Source organism: Herbaspirillum sp. 1130, from assembly GCF_017833835.1.
Taxonomy (GTDB): Bacteria; Pseudomonadota; Gammaproteobacteria; order Burkholderiales; family Burkholderiaceae_D; genus Herbaspirillum; species Herbaspirillum huttiense.
The window spans coordinates 75,709-92,202 of the sequence record NZ_JAFICQ010000004.1 but is presented as its reverse complement, the minus strand read 5'-3'; the positions used below and the strand labels follow the sequence as shown (position 1 = coordinate 92,202).

General features: G+C 64.0%; 17 protein-coding genes. 14 read left to right on the top strand and 3 right to left on the bottom strand.

Features of this window, described 5'->3' with window-relative positions; all coding sequences use genetic code 11:
* Positions 1 to 116 precede the first annotated feature (116 nt).
* Positions 117 to 1,022: a LysR family transcriptional regulator gene (locus tag JOD78_RS18115; protein ID WP_121045057.1), complete on the bottom strand. Its 906-nt coding sequence runs from the start codon at positions 1,020 to 1,022 to the stop codon at positions 117 to 119.
* Positions 1,023 to 1,079: 57 nt separating this feature from the next.
* Positions 1,080 to 2,060 carry a LysR family transcriptional regulator gene (locus JOD78_RS18110; RefSeq protein WP_121045055.1) on the bottom strand — a complete coding sequence of 327 codons (981 nt, stop codon included), beginning with the start codon at positions 2,058 to 2,060 and terminating at the stop codon, positions 1,080 to 1,082.
* 337 nt (positions 2,061 to 2,397) lie between these two features.
* Here JOD78_RS18110 and JOD78_RS18105 point away from each other — a divergent pair, with 337 nt between their 5' ends.
* The 14 genes from JOD78_RS18105 to JOD78_RS18040 all read left to right on the top strand — a co-directional run bounded on the left by JOD78_RS18105 (position 2,398) and on the right by JOD78_RS18040 (position 15,275).
* Positions 2,398 to 3,600 (top strand): M20 aminoacylase family protein, encoded by a 1,203-nt coding sequence (locus JOD78_RS18105; RefSeq protein WP_121045054.1) that lies wholly within the window; start codon positions 2,398 to 2,400, stop codon positions 3,598 to 3,600.
* A gap of 89 nt (positions 3,601 to 3,689) precedes the next feature.
* Positions 3,690 to 5,018, top strand: a complete 1,329-nt coding sequence (locus JOD78_RS18100) for an MFS transporter (protein ID WP_121045052.1) — start codon at positions 3,690 to 3,692, stop codon at positions 5,016 to 5,018.
* The gene (locus tag JOD78_RS18095) at positions 5,018 to 5,416 is read left to right on the top strand and encodes a toxin (RefSeq protein WP_243442889.1); all 399 of its coding nucleotides are present in this window, start codon (positions 5,018 to 5,020) and stop codon (positions 5,414 to 5,416) included. The genes JOD78_RS18100 and JOD78_RS18095 overlap by 1 nt, the downstream gene beginning before the upstream one ends.
* Positions 5,413 to 5,733 (top strand): transcriptional regulator, encoded by a 321-nt coding sequence (locus tag JOD78_RS18090; RefSeq protein ID WP_121045050.1) that lies wholly within the window; start codon positions 5,413 to 5,415, stop codon positions 5,731 to 5,733. Before JOD78_RS18095 ends, JOD78_RS18090 begins: the two co-directional genes overlap by 4 nt.
* Positions 5,734 to 5,935: 202 nt before the next feature.
* Positions 5,936 to 6,655, top strand: coding sequence for a FadR/GntR family transcriptional regulator (locus JOD78_RS18085; protein WP_034329812.1), 720 nt, complete (start codon positions 5,936 to 5,938; stop codon positions 6,653 to 6,655).
* A 219-nt stretch (positions 6,656 to 6,874) separates the two neighbouring features.
* Positions 6,875 to 7,636: a glucose 1-dehydrogenase gene (locus JOD78_RS18080; protein ID WP_121045048.1), complete on the top strand. Its 762-nt coding sequence runs from the start codon at positions 6,875 to 6,877 to the stop codon at positions 7,634 to 7,636.
* Positions 7,637 to 7,691: 55 nt separating this feature from the next.
* The gene (locus JOD78_RS18075; protein ID WP_209567229.1) at positions 7,692 to 8,894 is read left to right on the top strand and encodes a PAS domain-containing sensor histidine kinase; all 1,203 of its coding nucleotides are present in this window, start codon (positions 7,692 to 7,694) and stop codon (positions 8,892 to 8,894) included.
* Positions 8,891 to 9,553 carry a response regulator transcription factor gene (locus JOD78_RS18070; protein ID WP_121045044.1) on the top strand — a complete coding sequence of 221 codons (663 nt, stop codon included), beginning with the start codon at positions 8,891 to 8,893 and terminating at the stop codon, positions 9,551 to 9,553. Before JOD78_RS18075 ends, JOD78_RS18070 begins: the two co-directional genes overlap by 4 nt.
* Positions 9,554 to 9,743: 190 nt before the next feature.
* Positions 9,744 to 11,147 carry a CmpA/NrtA family ABC transporter substrate-binding protein gene (locus tag JOD78_RS18065; protein ID WP_209567227.1) on the top strand — a complete coding sequence of 468 codons (1,404 nt, stop codon included), beginning with the start codon at positions 9,744 to 9,746 and terminating at the stop codon, positions 11,145 to 11,147.
* Positions 11,147 to 11,995, top strand: coding sequence for a nitrate ABC transporter permease (gene ntrB / locus JOD78_RS18060; protein ID WP_209567225.1), 849 nt, complete (start codon positions 11,147 to 11,149; stop codon positions 11,993 to 11,995). The genes JOD78_RS18065 and ntrB overlap by 1 nt, the downstream gene beginning before the upstream one ends.
* Positions 11,996 to 12,008: 13 nt before the next feature.
* Positions 12,009 to 12,863: an ABC transporter ATP-binding protein gene (locus tag JOD78_RS18055; protein WP_209567223.1), complete on the top strand. Its 855-nt coding sequence runs from the start codon at positions 12,009 to 12,011 to the stop codon at positions 12,861 to 12,863.
* 133 nt (positions 12,864 to 12,996) lie between these two features.
* Positions 12,997 to 13,440, top strand: coding sequence for a cyanase (gene cynS, locus JOD78_RS18050; protein ID WP_034329823.1), 444 nt, complete (start codon positions 12,997 to 12,999; stop codon positions 13,438 to 13,440).
* Positions 13,441 to 13,500: 60 nt separating this feature from the next.
* Complete coding sequence (locus JOD78_RS18045; RefSeq protein WP_209567221.1) at positions 13,501 to 14,892, top strand: TAXI family TRAP transporter solute-binding subunit; 1,392 nt, start codon at positions 13,501 to 13,503, stop codon at positions 14,890 to 14,892.
* 152 nt (positions 14,893 to 15,044) lie between these two features.
* Positions 15,045 to 15,275 (top strand): hypothetical protein, encoded by a 231-nt coding sequence (locus JOD78_RS18040; RefSeq protein ID WP_034329828.1) that lies wholly within the window; start codon positions 15,045 to 15,047, stop codon positions 15,273 to 15,275.
* Positions 15,276 to 15,333: 58 nt separating this feature from the next.
* On the opposite strand, the gene JOD78_RS18035 is transcribed toward JOD78_RS18040, so the two are convergent.
* Positions 15,334 to 16,479 carry an ABC transporter ATP-binding protein gene (locus tag JOD78_RS18035; protein WP_121045034.1) on the bottom strand — a complete coding sequence of 382 codons (1,146 nt, stop codon included), beginning with the start codon at positions 16,477 to 16,479 and terminating at the stop codon, positions 15,334 to 15,336.
* Positions 16,480 to 16,494: the final 15 nt, after the last annotated feature.

The window sequence follows — 16,494 nt, the reverse complement described above, 5'->3', positions numbered from 1 at the left end:
AGCCGATGTTAGGAGCGTGCCGGGACAGCGTCCAACAAAAAATTTATATCTTTTGTTATCGATTTTTTCGATGAGGACAACGGAAAATTCACTGTAGCGATTTCCGTGCCAGTGGCTCATTTTTCTGCGGTGCGGCCTTTGCCCTGGGTGCGCCGTGCATGCTCCAACGCCGAATCGAGGACCAGTTCGGCCAGGCTGGAGCTGGGGTCTTCGCGATAGCTGGCGTGGATCTGCAAGGGCGGGAGCGTGGCTTCGCAGCGCAGGATGCGCAAGGGAAGCCGGCGCGTGAGTTCGCGCACCGAGGCGCGTGGCAGGGTGGCTACACCGAAGCCGCCTTCGACCAGCTGCACCATGGCGGAGATGGAAGAGATGGCATGCACGCGCGGTTCGATCACGCCCCATTCCTGGCACAGCTGCAGCAATCCCTGGTGCGGCTGCGAGCCGCGCTGGAAGGTGATGAGGTCGTGTGCGGCCAGTTCTTCCAGCGTGTGAGAACGAGTGCCGAAGCGTTCGCGATGGCCCACGAAGACCATTTCCATCGCCGTCATCAGGCGCGAGCGCACGGCCGTGTCGCTGCCTACGGTGGAGGTGAAGACCAGGTCCTGGGCACCGCGCCGGATCTGCTCGGTCAGCACGGGCGAGGTTTCCACCGTGAGTTCGAGCGCGAAATCGGGATAGCGGCTGCGGATTTCCTGCAGCCACGCCGGCAGCCAGCTGTGCACCACCGATTCGATGCTGCCGATGCGCAGCAGCAGCGGGCCGGCGCTGTTGCCGCCAAGCTCCTGGCGGATCTGGCGCTGCATGTCGAGCAGCTTCACCGCCAGCCGCTGGAAGCGCTGGCCGGCCACGGTGAGGCGAAACTGTTTCTCGCGGCGGTCCAGCAGCACCACGCCCAGTTCCTCTTCCAGCGAGGCGATGCGGCTGGACATGGTCGATTGCGTGATGTGGAGCTTTTCAGCGGCGCGGGTGATGCTCTTGAGCGAGGCGGCCCAGTGGAAGGCCTCGACGAAACGCAGGTTCATGGGTGCTCGGCGGTGGGGTGGGCAGGCCCTAGGCTACCAGATGCGCGCGCCTGCCGGCTAGCGCTGTGCGATCACGTCCAGCGAACGCAACACCCGCGGATGCAGGAAGCGGCTGCGGGTGGCCTCGTCGGTGAGCACATGCATCATGGCCCCGACGAAATCGCTCACGCAGCCATGGATGGGCGCGTTCTTGCGCGTGACGTAGCAGGTGATGCTGGCCGGCAGCCGCTCCTTGAGCGTGAGCGCTTCCAGCGGGTAGTGCTGGCGGCTGGCTTCGATCACCGGCCAGGGGACCACGGTGAGCAGGTCGCTGTTGCAGATCAGTTCCATCATGTGTAGGGAACGGTACTGATGCACCTGGCCGCCGCCAGGCAGCGCACCGTCGCCATAGTGTGTCTGGAAGAAATCGCGCAGGGGCGGTTGGTACTGGCCGATCTCGTGGCTGACCAACCATGATTGTCCGGCCAGTTGCTCCAGATGGCGGGCCTGCTGCAGCGGATGGCCACGGCGGCAGGCAATCGCGTGTTCGTAGGAAAACAGCGGCCGTGCCGCCAGTTCAGCGCTGCCCTCATCGGGCGGTGCCAGGCCGATGGCCAGGTCCATGCTGCCCTCGCGCAGGGCAGCATAGTCGGAACCGAAGACATCGGACAGGCGCAGGCTCACATCCGGCCGCAGTTCGGCAAAGCGCAGCAGCGTGGGGGTGAGCAGGGTCAGCGAAATCCACGGCGTGACACCGACGGTGAAACGGATGCGATTGCTGGCCCGCGCAGCGCCCAGTTCCTGCATGGCCTGTTCGACTTCACACTGGATCAGCCGGGCTCGAGTGAGCAGCTTGCGGCCCGCAGCCGTGAGCTGCAGCCCCTGTGCCTGGCGTTCCAGCAAGCGGGTACCGGCGGTATTCTCCAACTCCTGCAAGCCCTTGCTGACAGCGGCGGCGGTCACGTTGAGGGCCTGTGCAGCCGAACGCAGGCCGCCATGCTCGGCGATGGCGATCAGATATTGCAGTTGCTGCAGCTTCAGTTCGGGCGGACGCGCCATGGGTTCGCTCCTCGGGGGGCCTCATGAAGGGGTGCGGCGAGGATAAACGCTGCACCGTATTCGCGCATCTGTTTTTCGATTCAACCGGATCTATTCATGTCAACGAGCCGTTGACGCGACGCCGCCGCGCAATGGCTGCACACTTGCCGCACCAGGAAGGGCAGGGTGTTGCGGGCAGAAGTGTAAATGATTTACGCAGCTCCCGGGGCTCTCCCGCCCGGCCTGTTCCGTCTGCCGGAGACGCACTGGTATGCATGCTGCATGGTGAGACCGGCCATGCCAGCGTGCTTGCCAGTGCGCATCGGCAGGATCGCATTCCACTACCCTGAGACCCGCAATGACCAAGAACCCGTCCTCTTCCGCCCTCGTGCCCGGCATCCTGCACCACCTGCAGGAAAGCGTGGCGCTGCGTCACCACATTCACGCCCATCCCGAACTGGCGTTCGAGGAGCACGCCACCAGCGAGCTGGTCGCCGGCAAGCTGGCCGAATGGGGATACGAGGTCCATCGCGGCCTGGGCGGGACCGGCGTGGTGGGGACCTTGAAGAAGGGCAGCGGTCCGCGCCGCCTTGGCCTGCGTGCCGACATGGACGCCCTGCCCATCCATGAGGAGACCAAGCTGCCTTATGCCAGCCAGCACGGCGGCACCATGCATGCTTGCGGCCATGACGGCCATACCGCCAGCCTGCTGGCGGCCGCGCGCGAGCTCAAGGACACCGACTTCGATGGCACCCTGCACCTGATCTTCCAGCCCGCCGAAGAAGGCCTGGGCGGTGCGCGCAAGATGGTCGAAGATGGCCTGTTCGAGCGATTTCCCTGCGATGGCGTGTTCGCCTTTCACAACATGCCCGGTTATCCGGTGGGCAAGTTCGGTACCCTGCCGGGGGCCTTCATGGCTTCGTCCGATACCGTCATCATCAAGATCATCGGCAATGGGGGGCATGGCTCCATGCCGCACATCACGGTCGATGCAATTCTGGTGGCCTCCTATCTGGTAGTGGCCTTGCAGAGCGTGGTCGCGCGCAATGTCGATCCGCGCCAGATGGCGGTGGTGACAGTCGGTGCGCTGCATGCGGGCAATGCCCCCAACGTGATCGCCGAGACCGCCGAGCTGCGCCTGTCGGTGCGCGCCTATTCGCCCGAGGTGCGGGCGCTGCTGCGCCAGCGCATCACCGAGCTGGCCCAGACCCAGGCGCAGGCCATGGGCGCGCGGGCGGAGGTCGATTACCACTGGCGTTATCCGGCGCTGCAGAACGATGCGGGCATGACCGCCTTTGCCGAAGGCGTGGTGCGTGATTGGCTGGGACAGGACGCCTTCATCGAGAACGTCCAGCAACTGACGGGCAGCGAGGATTTCTCCTTCATGCTGGAGCAATGCCCGGGCTGCTACGTCATCATCGGCAATGGGGAAGGAGAGCAGGGCGGCTGCATGGTGCACAACCCGCGCTATGACTTCAATGACGGCATCCTGCCGATCGCGGCCAGCTACTGGGTCAAGCTGACCCAGCGCTTCCTGTCGGACGCGCCGCTGGTGGCCTGATCCGTCACAGGGGAGAACGGCACCCGGCGGCGCAATCTCGCCGGGCGCTGCCAACGCACAACAGACACGACAGAAGGGCCACCCACACCATGAACAGCAACAGCCACTCAGCCGCCGTCAGCCCCGCTGCTGCCGTACCCGCTCCGGTTTCCAAGGCCAAGAAGATCGCCGCCATCACCATCGGCAATGGCCTGGAGTTTTTCGATTTTTCCATCTACACCTACTTTGCGGCCATCATCGGTCGCCAGTTCTTTCCCAGTACCTCGGAATGGGCTTCGCTGATGATGTCGCTGGCCACCTTCGGGGTGGGTTTCCTGATGCGCCCGCTGGGCGGCATCATCATGGGGCAGTTCGCCGACCGGCGCGGACGCAAGCCGGCCATGACCTTGAGCTTGTGGCTCATGGCGGTGGGCTCGGCCATCTTCATCGTGGCCCCGACCTACGCCCAGATCGGATTGGCCGCGCCGCTGCTGATGATCGCCGGCCGCATGATCCAGGGCTTTGCGGTGGGCGGCGAAGTGGGCGCGTCGACCTCCATGCTGCTGGAATACGCGGACGACAGGACACGTGGTTTCTACAGCAGCTGGCAACTGTTCAGCCAGGCGCTCAGCACGCTGGTCGGCTCCGGCGTGGGACTGTTGCTGACCTATGCGCTGACTGCTGAGCAGCTGGAAAGCTGGGGCTGGCGTCTGCCATTCGTCGTCGGCCTGCTGCTGGTGCCGATCGGCAATTACATCCGCCGTTTCCTCGATGAGACCGCCGAGGTGGAACATGCGCCCGCGTCAGGCCAGCCGGGCAAGCGGGCACCGGGTGCCCTGAGCGAGATCCTGCAGGCGCATCGCAAACCATTGCTGCTGGGCACGGCCATCGTCATCGGCGGGACCTCGGCCAACTACATCGTGATGCACTACATCACCACCTATGCCAAGGCCATCCTGCACATGCCGTTCTCGCTGGCGCTGTGGGCCTCCTGGCTGGCCGGCCTGCTGCAGTTGCTGCTGTGTGCGCCGGCCGGCATCCTGACTGATCGCCTCGGCCGCAAGCCGGTGGCCACCTGGTCGCGCCTGGCGCTGATCGTCCTGGTGTTCCCGGCCTTCATGCTGATGAACCATCTGCGCAGCGGCATGGGCCTGCTGACGGCGGTGACGGTGATGGTCATTCCCATGGTCTTCACTTCGGTCTCCAGCGTGGTCATGATGACCGAACTGTTCCCGCGCCGCGTGCGGGCGACCGGGCTGGCCCTGTGCTATGGACTGGGCGTATCGATCTTTGGCGGCTTCTCGCAGTTCATCGCCACCTGGCTGGTCAAGGCCACCGGTTCCAACCTGGGTCCGGCCTGGTATGTGATCGGCACCGGCCTCATCTCACTGGTGGCCATTGCCATGGTGCGGGAGACGGCGGGGCGGAAGCTGGATTGATGCTGCACTATGGTACGATGGCGAACTATACGCGAGATGCGTATGGTTCGCGGATGGAAGCGATCTTCAAAGAAACGCGAATGTTTGCAGCAGTCCGGGAGAACTACCTCTCGGACGATGACTTTGCAACGCTTCAGCAGATGCTGATGCGGCAGCCGCAAGCGGGAAGCCTCATCAAGGATGCGGGGGGACTTCGAAAGATTCGTTTTCCTGATGCGCGTCGTTGCAAGGGAAAACGTGGTGGCCTGAGAGTGATCTACTATTTTTGGGACGAACAATGCCACTTCTGGCTTTGCTCTATCTACGACAAAGATGAGATGAACGACCTCACTGCTCATCAGAGAAAACTGCTCAGGCGTGCGCTGGAAGATGAACTGTCCTCAAGGAAGACATCATGAAAAAAAGAAATTTATTCGAAGAGTTGATGGCGGGCGTGCAAGACATGGCCAATGAGCGAGAGGGCAAGCTGACCTTGCGCACAAGCAAAGTCAAGCTATCGCCGGAGCCGGTCACGATCACCGCCGAGGAGATTCAACGGGTACGGGGCAAGGCTCGGGTGTCTCAGGCGATCATGGCCCGCAGCCTGCGTGTCAATCCGCGGACGTATCAAAACTGGGAGCAGGGCGTATCACGGCCCAACGCGCAGGCAGCCGTGTTGCTCAAGTTGGTGGACCAAGACCCCACGCTCTTCGCACGGATCAGCGCGCTTGTGTGACGGAACCTGATGGGTGGTGCGATATCGCCTAGTTTCTTGCGCACCGCACCAATTTTCCCGCCGCTTGACACAATCCTCCCCCATACCTATCCTCACCCCCGATTGGTCATACCTTTTGTCGCCCGCACACGCCGGGCTGGCGGGCCAGGCCGACACTGCCGCGACGGCAGCGATTCACCCTACAGGCAGATACCCAGAGAGCATGTCCTTCGACCCCATCGTCCAGAAATCCATTTCCGAGCAGGTAGCCCAGCGGCTGCTGACCATGATCCGCAGCGGCCTGCTGAAACCCGACCAGCAACTGCCGCCCGAGCGCGAACTGGCAGCCATGCTGGGCGTGGGCCGTCCTGCCGTGCGGGAAGCCATTCGCGGGCTGGCCCTGCTGGGCCTGCTGCGCATCCGCCAGGGCGAGGGCACCTTCGTCAGTTCGCTGGAAACGCGCGAGCTGCTGGAGCCGCTGGAGATGATCATCGATCTCAACCCCGGCACGCTGGAAGCGCTGTTCGACGCCCGTCTCATCATCGAGACCGGCGTGGCCGCGCTGGCCGCCACCCATATCGACGACGCCGAACTGGCGCGCCTGGCGCGCAACGTCGAGGATGAGGCGCGGTTGCTGTCGGACCCGGCGGCCTTCTCGGCAGCGGATGTGGAATTCCACGAGGCCATCATCGAGGCCTGCAACAATCCCTTCCTGCAAAGCGTCGCCGGCAGTCTCTACATGTTGGGCAAGAAGAGCCGCTCCATCACCTCGCGCATCCCCTCCACGCTGGAACGCAGCCTGCAGGACCACCGCGACATCCTGGACGCCCTGAAGGCCCGCAATCCGCACCAGGCCTCCGAAGCCATGCGCAACCACCTGCTGCGGGTGCGCGATGCCTATCGCAGCGCCGGACGCAGCCAGAACGAATCGGTCCACGACTGAGTCAACAAGTACGATCCAACGCAAGAAGCGTCGCCGTTGCTGCCGGGCTGGTCCCGCAGCATTCCACAACGGCGGCGTGGCAGCACAGCCGCAGCATGGCCGCGGTGCCCCTCACAAGAAGCGATACCGGCAAGGCGCGCAGGGCCGCCTGTTGATGCAGCACTTCTACAAGCCGGACAGGCAGGATCTTTCCTTATCAATCGATTGCAGGAGAACAGCATGCTGGATCTGGCAGGTAAAGTCGTCTTCATCAGCGGTGCGAGCACCGGTATCGGCGCCGCCGCCGCGCGCGCCTTCGCGGCACGTGGCGCCCACGTGGTGGTCCATTACAACAGCTCGAAGGAAGAGGCGGAGGCCGTGGCCGCAGAAGTGCGCGCCGCTGGGAGCAAGGCCGTCACCATCGGCGCGGACGTGCGCGATACGGCAGCCATCAACGCCGCCGTCTCCAAGGCCGTGGAGCAGATGGGCCGCATCGACGTGCTCATCAACAATGCCGGCGCACTGGTCAAGCGGGCCCCGCTGGAAACGGTTACCGATGAACTCTTCGACGAGATCATCAACATCAATGCCCGCTCGGTGGTGGCCTTCACGCGTGCGGTCATTCCCGTCATGCGCGCCCAGGGCGGCGGCAACATCATCAACGTCACCTCGGTGGCGGCACGCCATGGCGGCGGCCCCGGTGCGCTGATCTATGCGGCCTCCAAAGGCTTCGTCAGCACCATCACGCGCGGCATGGCCAAGGAATTGCTGGCCGACAAGATCCGCGTCAATGCAGTGGCACCGGGCGTGATCATGACGCCGTTCCAGGAACGCTTCACCACTCCGGAACAACTGGAAGGCTTCCGCAAGACCATCCCCATGGGCCGCATCGGCGAGCCTGATGAATGCAGCGGTGCTTTCCTTTATCTGGCCTCGGACCAGATGTCGGGCTACGTCACCGGCCAGATCATCGACGTCAACGGCGGCCAGTACATGCCGTAAGGTCCGGCGCCACGCCACGCCGGTTCTGGCATGGCTCTTGCGGGCAGGGAGGATCATGCGCCACGATCCTTTCCTGCCCGTTTCCGCTTCAGCCGCCCTGGCCCCGCCAGGCGGACTGCTGCGCGACAAGCTGGCCCTGCTGCTGGACTCCACCGGCGAGGGCATCTACGGTATCGACCTGGAGGGGCGCTGCACCTTCATCAACCGCGCCGGTGCGGCCATGCTGGGCTACGCGCCGGCAGACGTGCTGGGCCACAACATGCACGAACTGGTGCATCACAGCCATGAGCACGGTGGCCATTACCCCGAGGCCGAGTGTCCGATCCTGAAGGCCTTCCGCAAGGGCGAGTCCTGCCGGGTCGACCAGGAAGTGTTCTGGCGCGCCGATGGCAGCTGCTTCGCGACCGAATATTCCTCCTACCAGATCATCGATGCCGGCCAGGTGCGCGGGGCGGTGATCGCCTTCAGCGATATCTCCAAACGGCGCCAGGCCGAGGAACAGTTGCAACGGGCCAAGGCCGAACTGGAAGTGCGCGTGGCCGAGCGCACCCGTGAGCTCTCGGCTGCACTGCGCCAGGTGCGGCAGTTGTCGGCGCATGCGCATTCGGTGCGAGAGGATGAACGCACCCGCATCGCCCGCGAAATCCATGACGAACTGGGCAGCCTGCTGGTGGCACTCAAACTGGATGTGAACTGGATGGCCAAGCGCGTGACCGATCTCGATCCGGTGGCGCGCAAGTGCGAGGCCATGAGCCGCCTGATCGAAACCGCAGTGGACAACGTGGGACGCATCATCACCGACCTGCGCCCCAGCATCCTCGATCACCAGGGCCTGATCGCCGCGCTGGAATGGCAGGTGCAGGAATTCTCGGAAGCCACCGAATTGCCCTGCGAAGTCGAGTTCGATATCGCGCCGGAAGCCTTCGTCCCGGATGGGGCCAAGGCCACGGCGGCGTTTCGCATCTTCCAGGAAATGCTCTCCAACGTGGCGCGCCACGCGCAGGCCACGCAGGTGCGCATCGCGGTTCACCTCACCCCGGCAGAACTGCGCATGGAGGTGGAAGACGATGGCGTGGGCACGCCCCGTGCCGCCCAGGAAGCGGCCACGTCCTATGGCGTGATGGGCATGCGCGAGCGCGCCTTGCACTTCGGTGGCGCACTGAGCATTGCTGGTGCGCGGTATGCACCAGAGCACGGCAGGCCCGGCACGCTGGTCTGCCTGCGCCTGCCCCATCACGCCAGCCGGGAGCTGCCATGAGCCGCCCCGGTGACAACATCCGCATCCTGCTCTGCGACGACCATCGCATCGTGCGCGAGGGCTTGAAGCAGATCCTGGCCGACACGCCCGACATCGAGGTGGCTGCCGAATGCGCCAGCGGGCCGGAGGTGCTGCACAGTGCGCGGGTGGAGGCGATCGACCTGGTGCTGCTGGACATCGCCATCCCCCAGCAGGACGGGCTGGACGTGCTGCGCCAGATCAAGCAGGAGATGCCGCGCCTGCCGGTGCTGATGCTGTCCACCTATCCCGAGAAACAATACGCGGCCCGCTGCTACAAGCTGGGCGCAGCAGGTTATCTCAACAAGAGCACCGACCCCGAGCAACTGGTGGAAGCCATCCGCAAGGCCGCTGGCGGCGGCCTCTACGTGAGCGCGCAGATGGCCGAGACCCTGGCCTCGGGCCTGGCTCAGCGCGCCACGGCCCCGCAGCGGGCCGCGCATGAGAGCCTGTCGCACCGCGAATACCAGGTCTTCCAGTTGATCGCCGCAGGGCGCAGCGTCAAGGAAATCGCAGACCAGCTGGAATTGAGCCCCAATACGGTGAGCACCTATCGCAGCCGTATCTTGGAGAAGACCGGCGCTTCCAATGACGTGGGCATTGCCATGTATGCCGTGCGGCACCAGTTGCTGCCGGTGTGAGCATTTCTCACCGAGTGTCGTCATTTTGCAGCGCGTTTTCGTCATTCTGACGATGTGATCGACGCTGTTTGTAGTGGCAGCACTACAAGATGTCGTGCGCCCATGACGTAATGCAGCGCGCTGGCAAATCCCTTGCAGGTAGTGAAAGTGAAAGCAGCAACTCACCTCACATTCACCAAACGGGGGAATCATGCCGGACGCACCAGAGACCAATCTGTTCCACACCTATGACGCCGAACGCGCCGGGCAGGGCTGTTCCTGCGGCCGCCACGGCAGCCAGCAGCAGCACGAGGCCGATGTGCTGGCCGGGCAGCAGCGCCTGCAGCGCGGCCTCGATGTGGAAACCCTGACCAATGACGTGGTGGAGGAAGCGCTGATGCGTTCGCTCTTCCCGCGCGTGGCCGAACGCCGTGATTTCCTGAGGGCAGTGGGCAAGAACGCTGCGCGCGCGGCCATTGCCAGCGTGCTGCCGCTGGGTTCGCTGCAGGCCATGGCGCAGGAAAAGAATGGCGCGCTGGAAAAGAAGGACCTCAAGATCGGCTTCATCGCCATCACCTGTGCGGCGCCGCTCATCATGGCCGATCCGCTGGGCTTCTATCGCAAGCAGGGCTTGAACGTGTCGCTCAACAAGACGGCCGGCTGGGCGCTGATCCGCGACAAGATGATCAACAAGGAACACGACGCCTCACACTTCCTCTCGCCCATGCCCATTGCCATGTCCATGGGCGTGGGCAGCAATGCCACGCAGATGCGCGTGGCCACCATCCAGAACATCAACGGCCAGGCCATCACGCTGCATACCAAGCACAAGGACAAGCGCGATCCCAAGCAATGGAAGGGCTTCAAGTTCGCCGTCCCCTTCGAATATTCGATGCACAATTTCCTGCTGCGCTACTACCTGGCCGAGCACGGACTGGACCCGGACCGCGACGTGCAGATTCGCGTGACGCCCCCGCCGGAAATGGTGGCCAACCTGCGCGCAGGCAATATCGACGGCTTCCTCGGGCCGGACCCGTTCAACCAGCGTGCGGTGTATGACGAGGTCGGCTTCATTCATATCCTCTCCAAGGAGATCTGGGACGGGCACCCCTGCTGCGCCTTCGGTACCTCCGAAGAGTTCATCAAGCAGAATCCCAACACCTTTGCGGCACTGTTCCGCGCCGTGCTGACTGCTGCGGCCATGGCACGCGATCCGGCCAACCGCTCGCTGGTGGCCAAGGTGATCTCGCCGCCGGCCTACCTGAACCAGCCGGAGACGGTGGTGGAGCAGGTGCTGACCGGCCGCTTCGCCGATGGCCTGGGCAACGTCAAGAACGTGCCGGGCCGCGCCGACTTCGATCCGGTGCCTTGGGATTCGATGGGGGTGTGGATTCTCACGCAGATGAAGCGCTGGGGCTACATCAAGGGCGACGTCGACTACAAGGCCATCACCGAAAAGGTACTGCTGCTGACCGAGGCCAAGAAGCACATGAAGGAGCTGGGCCAGCCGGTCCCGGAAGGGGCCTACCGCAAGTATTCCATCATGGGCAAGGAGTTCGATGCCAACAAGGCTGACGCCTACGTGAGCAGCTTCGCCATCAAGAGGAGCGCGTGATGCCGGCCCGGCATATCGGCTGGCGCGCCGCGCTCATTTCCCTGCTGCTGCTGGCCGCACTGCTGATGGTGTGGCACCTGGCCACGCTGCCCAAGGAGAGCGCCGCGAGTGCCGCCCAGGATGAGTACGCCAGGCTGATGGGCAAGAGCAGCGGCGCGGCCAAGCGTGATGGCTTCCCCGGACTGGCGCAGATGGGCGAGACCATCCTCAAGGAACTGAGCAATCCCTTCTACGACAACGGTCCCAATGACAAGGGCATCGGCATCCAGCTGGCCTATTCGCTGGGCCGGGTCGGGCTGGGGTTTGCGATTGCGGCGGTGGTGGCGGTGCCGCTGGGCTTCCTGCTGGGGATGTCGCCGCTGATGCAGCGTGCGCTCAATCCCTTCATCCAGATCCTTAAGCCCATTTCCCCGCTGGCCTGGATGCCGCTGGCGCTCTACACCATCAAGGACTCCTCGGTGTCGGGGGTGTTCGTGATCTTCATCTGCTCGGTCTGGCCGATGCTGATGAACACCGCCTTCGGCGTGGCCTCGGTGCGGCGCGACTGGCTGAACGTGGCCAAGACGCTGGAGGTGGCACCGCTGCGGCGCGCCTTCCTGGTGATCCTGCCGGCGGCAGCGCCCACCATCCTGACGGGCATGCGCATTTCCATGGGGATCGCCTGGCTGGTGATCGTGGCCGCCGAGATGCTGGTGGGCGGGACCGGCATCGGCTACTTCGTCTGGAATGAATGGAACAACCTGTCGCTGACCAGCGTGATCTTCGCCATCCTGGTCATCGGCGTGACCGGCATGGTGCTGGACCTGATCTTCGCGCGGCTGCAGAAGTGGGTCACCTATGTCGAATGAAGGGAGCAGCAGCATGGATCACAATTTCCTGAGCGTGCAGGGCCTGGCCAAGCGTTATGCAGCAGGCGCGCCGCCGGTGTTCGAGCAGGTCTCCTTTGGTATCGATCGCGGTGAATTCGTCTGCGTGATCGGGCACTCGGGCTGCGGCAAGACCACCATCCTCAACGTGCTGGCCGGGCTGGAAGCGGCCAGCGAGGGTGTCGTCATCATGGACCAGCGCGAAGTCAAGGGACCGAGCCTGGATCGTGGTGTGGTGTTCCAGAGCCACGCCCTCATGCCCTGGTTCAGCGTGCTGGGCAATGTGGTGTTCGCGGTGCGTTCGCGCTGGCCGGACTGGCCACGGGCCAAGGCCGAGGAGCATGCACGGCGTTTCATCGAGATGGTGGGACTGAAGGGCGCTGAACACAAGAAGCCCTCGGAGCTCTCGGGCGGCATGAAGCAGCGCGTGGGCATTGCACGCGCCTTTTCCATCGAGCCCAAGATGTTGCTGATGGATGAGCCCTTCGGTGCGCTCGATGCCTCGACGCGTGGCGTGGTGCAGGACGAGTTGCTGAAGATCTGCGCGGCCACGCACCAGACCGTGTTCATGATTACCCACGACGTCGATGAAGCTATCCTGCTGGCCGACAAGATCTTCCTCATGTCCAACGGCCCGCAGGCCTGCATCGCCGAGGTGGTCATCAACACGCTGCCCAAGAACCGCACACGCGAAGGCATGCACCACGATCCGCAGTTCTATCGCATCCGCAATCACCTGGTCGATTTCCTGGTGCATCGTTCGCGCCAGATCCAGGCAGCGCAGGCCAGCGGCGCAGCGCGCCTGCCGACCCGCATCGTCATGCCGGGGCTGGAGCAGGTTGCGGCATGAAGGCAGGGGCAGGGTGACCTGCCATTTCGTCAGTTTATATCGTCGTTTTGCAGCATCGTTTCGTCACGATCGATGACGCACACTACAAAGTGTCGTCGGTTTTCATTTTTCGTCCACCACAAGGAGAGAGCGCATGGACCGCAACCAAGTCACCCAGAAGATCGTCACCGCCAAGGTCAGCAAGAAGATGACCTGGGCCCAGATCGCCGAACGCATCGGCCAGAGCAAGGAGTGGACTACCGCCGCCATGCTGGGCCAGATGACCCTGACGGCCAAGCAGGCCGCCGTGGCACAGGAACTGTTTGAACTGACCGACGAAGAAACGCTGTGGCTGCAGATCGTGCCTTACAAGGGTTCGCTGCCGACCCCGGTGCCGACCGATCCGCTGATCTATCGCTGGTACGAGATCGTCAGTGTCTATGGCAGCACCATCAAGGAGCTGATCCACGAAGAGTTCGGCGACGGCATCATGAGCGCCATCGATTTCAAGATGGATATCCAGCGCCAGGCCGACCCCAATGGCGATCGCGTCAATGTGATGCTGTCGGGCAAGTTCCTGCCTTATAAAACCTATTGAGTCACATCGGGTTACAAGCGCGGCGATGCAAAGGCGGAATGCGCGGCTAGAATAGCGCGCATGCTCAAAGACAAGAAACTCTCCGCCTACGCGCCCTCGGCCACCCGCATCCGGGCTCGCTTCGTGGCCATCTCGTGGCGCGATCTCGCCGTCAGCTTCGGTCCCATCATCCTGCTGATCCTGATCGGCGCATGGCTGGTGATCTGGCTGATCCGGCCGGCGCCGCCGTCTTCCATCACCATTGCTGCCGGTCCCAAGGACAGCAATTTCTGGCGCGTGGCCGAACGCTACAAGGCGCTGCTGGCGCGCGATGGCATCCGGCTGGACATCGTCGAGACCGGCGGCTCGCTGGACAACCTCAAGCGCCTGGCCGACCCGGATCAGAATGTGGACGTCGGTTTCGTGCAGGGTGGCCTGGCCGGCGCAGTACCGGCCGAATCCTTGAGCCCGCTGGTATCGCTGGGCAGTATTTCCTATGTGCCGGTGTCGGTGTATTACCGCGTCCCGCCGCCGCGTGAGGATGGCCGCCCGGTACCGCCACTGCGGCAGCTGTCGGAGCTGGCGGGCAAGCGGATTGCCATCGGCGGGGAGGGCAGCGGTTCCAGCGTGCTGGCGGCCACGCTGCTCAAGGCCAATGGCGTCGAGTCGCGCGGCAGCACCCAGCTGTTGAACATCGGGGGCGACGAGGCCGCGCAGGCGCTGACCAGCGGCAAGATCGATGCGGCCTTCCTGATGGGCGATTCGGTCTCGGTGGCCACCATGGGCAAGCTCTTGCGCGCGCCCGGCATCCGGCTGCTGGATTTCTCGCAGGCCGATGCCTACGTGCGGCGCTTCCGCTATCTCAATACCCTCAAAATGCCCATGGGCGTGTTCGACCTGGCGCACAACCTGCCGGCGCGCGATACCCAGCTCATTGCGCCCACGGCCGAACTGGTGGCGCGCGAGGACCTGCATCCGGCGCTCTCGGACCTGCTCATCGCCGCCGCCCGCGAGGTGCACGGCAAGGCCAACGTGATGCAGAAGGCCGGGGAATTCCCGGCCCCGCTGGAGCATGAATACCCGATCAGCGACGATGCGGCGCGCTACTACAAGTCCGGCAAGACCTTCTTCTACCGCACCTTGCCCTTCTGGATGGCCAGCCTGGTGGATCGTGCGGTGGTGATCGTGCTGCCGGTAATCCTGTTGTTGATTCCGGGCATCCGCCTGGTGCCGATGCTCTATGGCTGGCGTGTGCGTTCGCGCATCTATCGCTGGTATGGCGAGCTGATCGCGCTGGAACGCGGGCTCTCGCGCGAGTCGCCGGAGGAGCAGGCCGAGATGCTCAAACGCCTGGACGAGATCGAGATTGCGGTCAATCGCATGAAGATGCCGTTGGCCTTTGCCGACCAGTTCTACGTGCTGCGCGAGCATATCGGCTTCGTGCGGGCCCGGCTGGCGGCCGGTGTGGCCTGAGCGCCACGCCGTAAGGGGCTCGGAAGGGCAGGGTGGCGGCGGCTGTTGTATGCTCGCCATGGTGTGTACAGTACTGTATAAAAAGTACTGTGTATTCATACAGTGTTATGCTAAAGTGAAGCCTCCTATCGACAAGAAGAGGAATCGCTGCCATGACCCACTTTGATCTTGCTTCCGACGCTCGCTTCGCTGTTGCATCGTCCACCCCGTCTTCGCTGGCCATCCGCCTGGGTCGCCGCGAAATCTTCATCTGCCGTGATACCTACGTGCGCCGTTATCGGGTCAATCCGGTGATTGAATGCAGCGCGGGCATCGAGCCAGGCCATGTGGAAATCCTGCTGTTCCGCCGCTGGCTGGTGGTGCTGTCGAAGGCGCGCGGCTGATGCGGCGTGCGCTTGACTGGCTGGTGGTGGACGCGCTGGGGAGGGCGGCCGGGGTCGATCAGCCCGGGTTGCCGGTGGCCCCAGAGGCGGTCCCTGCCGGGGCCGAAGGTGCCGCTGCCAATGACGATTCCATGTTCGGAAACGTCACCAGATGCGTCACATCCAGGCTGATCCCTATCCATTCCCCCACCGCATGATCGTGATGCGAGGGCACCAGCGAGAGCAGTTGCTGGCCGTTCTCCAGCGCCAGGGTGTAGAGGAATTCCGCGCCCCGGAATGATTTGCGCACCACCTGCGCCTTGAAGGGGGACGCATCGTCGTGCATGACGTCGTCGGCCCGCAGCAATACATCGACCTGCGCGGCGCTGGCATCGCGTCCGCTTTCCACCGGCAGTCCGCGCAACAGGCCTGCTGCGGTCTGGACGCTGATCTCGCCTTGTACCCCGGCATCCGCTGCAGCTTGCACCTCGCCGCGCAGCAACACCCCATGTCCGATGAAATCCGCGGCAAAGCGGGTGGCCGGACGATGGTAGAGCGCGTAGGGCGTATCCCACTGTTCCAATCGGCCGTGCCGCATCACCCCCACCACATCGGCCACCGCAAAGGCTTCCAGCTGATCGTGCGTGACCATCAGGGCGGTGGTGCCGGTGCGTTTGAGGATGTCGCGCACGTCGTGCGCCAGGCGTTCGCGCAGTTCCACATCCAGGCTCGAAAACGGTTCGTCCAGCAACAGCAGGCGCGGCTGCGGTGCCAGCGCGCGCGCCAGCGCGATGCGCTGCTGCTGGCCGCCGGACAGCTGGTGCGGGAACTTGCTGCCCGCCTCGGGCAGGCCGACCAGGGCCAGCATCTGCGTGACGATCTGTTCCCGCTGCGCACGCGCCATGCCGCGCAAGCCAAAGCCGATATTGGCCGCCACATCCAGATGCGGGAACAGCGCGAAATCCTGGAACACCATCCCGATGCGCCGCGCCTCGGCCGGCACGCGCACGCCATCTCCTTCCAGCAATGTTCCGTCTAGCCGGATACGGCCTGATTGCGCCGGTTCCAGCCCGGCCACGGCGCGCAGCAGGCTGGTCTTGCCGCTGCCGGAGGGGCCGATCAGGGCCCCCAGCTCGCCCGGCTGCAGGCGCAGCGAGACGGCATCGACGGCCGCCTGGGCGCTGCGGGGATAACGGATACTGACGTGATCGACTTCCAGAAACATGGGCAGGCTCGATGA